At 36.6% G+C, this 3883-nt stretch carries 3 protein-coding genes and 1 pseudogene; all 4 read left to right on the top strand.

What is annotated here, in order from left to right:
• A pseudogene (locus RYP29_RS08440) lies at positions 1-272 on the top strand (oxaloacetate decarboxylase subunit alpha); the annotation flags it as partial.
• 138 nt (positions 273-410) lie between these two features.
• Positions 411-1754 (top strand): cell wall metabolism sensor histidine kinase WalK, encoded by a 1344-nt coding sequence (locus RYP29_RS08445; protein WP_009661024.1) that lies wholly within the window; start codon positions 411-413, stop codon positions 1752-1754.
• Complete coding sequence (locus RYP29_RS08450) at positions 1747-2436, top strand: response regulator transcription factor (RefSeq protein ID WP_005377711.1); 690 nt, start codon at positions 1747-1749, stop codon at positions 2434-2436. The genes RYP29_RS08445 and RYP29_RS08450 overlap by 8 nt, the downstream gene beginning before the upstream one ends.
• A gap of 445 nt (positions 2437-2881) precedes the next feature.
• Positions 2882-3883, top strand: a 1002-nt coding sequence (locus RYP29_RS08455) for a trypsin-like peptidase domain-containing protein (protein ID WP_311533094.1), incomplete at its 3' end; no start/stop codon positions are given.

Below are 3883 nucleotides of genomic sequence, written 5' to 3' on the forward strand. Positions count from 1 at the left end.
GTTATAAAATGGTTCCTAACGAAGTTAAAGACCTTGTACGCGGTAAATATGGTGCATTGCCTGGTAAAATTTCTGACGAAATTCGTCACACTATCATTGACGATGAAGAACCTATCACTTGCCGTCCTGCAGATCTTATCGAACCTGAATTGGCAGGTTACACTGAAGATTTGAACTCCAAAGGTTACACTGGCATCACTGAAGAAGACGTATTAACATACGCTATGTTCCCAGAAGTTGCAATTAACTTCTTCGAAGCTAACCGTCGTTAATCTTAATATTAACAGCTCTACCTTTTAGGTAGGGCTGTTTTTATGTTTATACGAATTTTATATTTTCTCTTGCTAATCATGAGTAAAATAGCGTACACTATAAGGAGTATCTACTAATTATGATATTGAGGTAATCCTGTGAATTTACAAATTAGAATTTGGATATCCAATGTTGTTCTATTTGTAGTTCCTATATTAATTGCAATTATTCTATTTTTGTTATATTTTTCAGGACTACGCATTTTAGCGAATGCCGGATACTATTTGCGTATCGAGCAAGAACAACAGTTTAAAAGTGTTAGCCGTGTGGCTGAGACTATTACCTTTTATGGTATAGACAATGGTTTAATGGATTCTCTTGTTAAACCAAGCTATAGTTTGTTAGACCCTAATGAGGTGTATGTAGAAATTCTCGATCAGGGAAAGGTTCTGTATTCTTACGGTACACAACAGATTTATAATGAATCTGCTATCGTTGGCTTGATTGATGTAAATCCTGAGTTACAAGGGATTGTCTATCAGTCAAATCATACCTTTGTGTACGAAATGCGTAAGAATGAAGGACGTCATGCATATCTATATCACATAGCTATTAAACGAGCTGTGCATGGTAGTGATAGCTTGATGGAGACCGTTTCGTTCTACATTAGCATTGTTGCATTACTTTTGTTTATAGTTACATTTTTTGCAATCAACCGATTTGTGACGAAGTTCATTATGATTCATGTCCGCAATATGACGGAATCATTACGAGCTGCTAATTACCAAATCGAAATGGAGCAGGAGCAACAAAAAGAATTGCTTGCAGGTATCTCTCATGATATCCGTACTCCATTAACTGCAATTAAGGCCTATGCAGAAGGCGTTCGGGATGGTATCGCGCCAACCGAAGAGCAACAAAAACGCTACATGGGAATCATTTTGAAGCGCGCTAATGATCTAGATTCTATGTTGGAGGAATTGTTCCTTATTACAACATTGAACTATAAAAAGGAATCTAGACCATCAGAGGAAATAGAATTAGGGAAATACGTACAAGGTTTTGTAGAAGATCATATAGAACATTATAAGTCTAGAGGTCTTGAACTGAGCCAACGTGTTACAGTTAAGGATGCTACTATTATGGCGAATCCGCAGTTATTACAGCGGGTTTTGCAAAATATTTTAAATAATAGTGCAAAATATAAGATGGCAGATATAGGACATAGTGTTATTGATGTCACCGAAGATGAAAGTCATGTGTACTGTGTGGTAAGTGATGATGGCCCTGGGGTTCCGCCAGAGTCACTTGACCGACTTATGCGTCCGTTTTATCGAGTTGATTCGTCCCGCACTAATCCACAGGAGGGGAGTGGACTTGGTCTTTCGATTATTAGACGTATTATGGAAATTTTCGAAGGTCGTGTAGTGATAGAAAATATTAGACCACATGGACTTAGAATTATTTTAGAGTTCCCGAAAAAAGGAGAAAATCATGAGTGAACATATTCTAATAATTGAAGACGATATTGATATTGCTAATATTGAGCGTGATTATTTGATGGTTGCTGGTTATGACGTAACTGTTATGAATAATGGTACTGATGGTATTGAAGCTGCTTTGAATACGCCAGTAGATTTAATTATTTTGGACGTTATGTTGCCAGAAATGGACGGCTTTGAAGTGTGTCGCGCCATTCGTGATAAAGTGCGAGTACCAATCGTGATGGTAACTGCACGCCTCGATGATATTGATAAAATTCGTGGCCTTGGCGTAGGTGCTGATGATTACATCGAAAAACCATTCTCTCCATCTGTATTGATTGCAAAAATTAAGGCTATGTTAGCACAATATAAACGACTTACTGAAAAAGATGTTGTTGATACAAATGCTATTCAATCCGGTGATATTCGCCTTGATCCTAAGATGATGAAAGTTTGGGTAAATGACAAAGAAGTTCATCTTAAGAAAAAAGAATTCCAATTATTAGAATTTCTTATGCGTAACCGCGATATCGTATTTTCCAAAGAAGAATTATATTCCCGCGTATGGGGATTAGATTCGTATGGTGATTATGCAACAGTAGCTGTTCATATTAATCGTTTACGTGAAGAAATCGAAGAAAATCCATCTGATAGTAAACATATCATTACAGTTTGGGGTGTAGGTTACAAGTTTGTATAAAAAGCATAGCTAAATTCACTTTTAGCTCATAGATTGGTGAGCTGTTGATGTTATATATGTTTTTAGAGTTTATCTTATAGAGAAATAATCGAAGTTTTATATATTTTTTATATACTATACTTTATTTTTTAGAGATTTTGTGTATACTATAACTGTAAGGATTAGTATGAAGATATACGGAAAAGATACACTTAACTTCTCTCTCTTAATAAGTTCTCTCTCAACTTTTCCGTCTTCATATATAACTCTCTCTCACAGTCCTTATACTCTCAAACTATATGCAAAAGAGGTATTCATTAGTTAACGCTAATGAATACCTCTTTTGTTTTCCTGTCTTTTTACATATTATTTAGAAATGGTAGAAATTGTTGTATTGCAAATCTAAGGAATAAGACCTATAATGAGTGTGCATTAATTGTATGCAATTAAAAATAGGAGACAGTATATGAATATAAAACAATATAAAAAACAGATTGTAGCATGTGCTATTGCACTATGCGTAGGTGTAGGAGGAGGTTATTATTTCTTTGGTACACCAGCAGGTATGCAACAGAGTGTTGTAACAAATCAAACTAAGCAAACAAAACCGTTGACTGAAGCTCGTAATACCTATGTTGTACAAGCGGCTAAAAAATCGGGCCCCGCCATAGTGGGTATTACAACACAAGTATTCCAAAAGGATATTTTTAATCGTACCATTTACGCAGGTGAAGGCGTTGGTTCAGGTGTTTTAATAGATAATGAAGGTCATATTGTAACGAATAACCACGTTGTATCCGGTGCTAGCAATGGTGAGGTTACAGTTTCGCTGTCTGATGGTACTACCGTCAAAGGTACTGTTATGGGCACTGATGAACAATCTGATTTAGCTGTCGTAAAGATAGATCCACCTAAAAATATTCAACCTGTTGCTATAGGTGACTCCGATTCTTTACAGGTAGGTGAACCAGCAATTGCCATTGGCAACCCATTAGGTCTTGAATTTAAAGGTTCTGTTACATCTGGTGTAATTAGTGCTTTAGCTCGTACCATTGATGATCAAGGACAACGTTTCCCATTGATTCAAACTGATGCTGCCATTAATCCAGGAAACTCTGGTGGTGCATTGCTAAATGCTGATGGTGAGTTAATTGGCATTAATAGCTCTAAAATTTCTAAAGAGGGTGTAGAAGGAATGGGCTTTGCCATTCCTATTAATTCTGCAAAACCTATTATTGATTCTATCATTAAAAACGGTAAGGTCATTCGCCCATATTTAGGCGTATGGGCTGTAGATCGGCAAACAGCGGCTCGCAATAATGTAAGCTATGAAGGAGAAGGCCTTCTTATTGTGCAATTGGATCCTACCGGTCCTGTGGCTCGAGCTGGTATTGTAGAAGGTGATACGATTGCTCAAATCGATGGTAAGAATGTAAGTACATTAATCGAATTGAAAGAGCAAATTGAC

Origin of the sequence: uncultured Veillonella sp. (genome assembly GCF_963534045.1) — a bacterium.
Classification (GTDB): Bacteria; Bacillota; Negativicutes; order Veillonellales; family Veillonellaceae; genus Veillonella.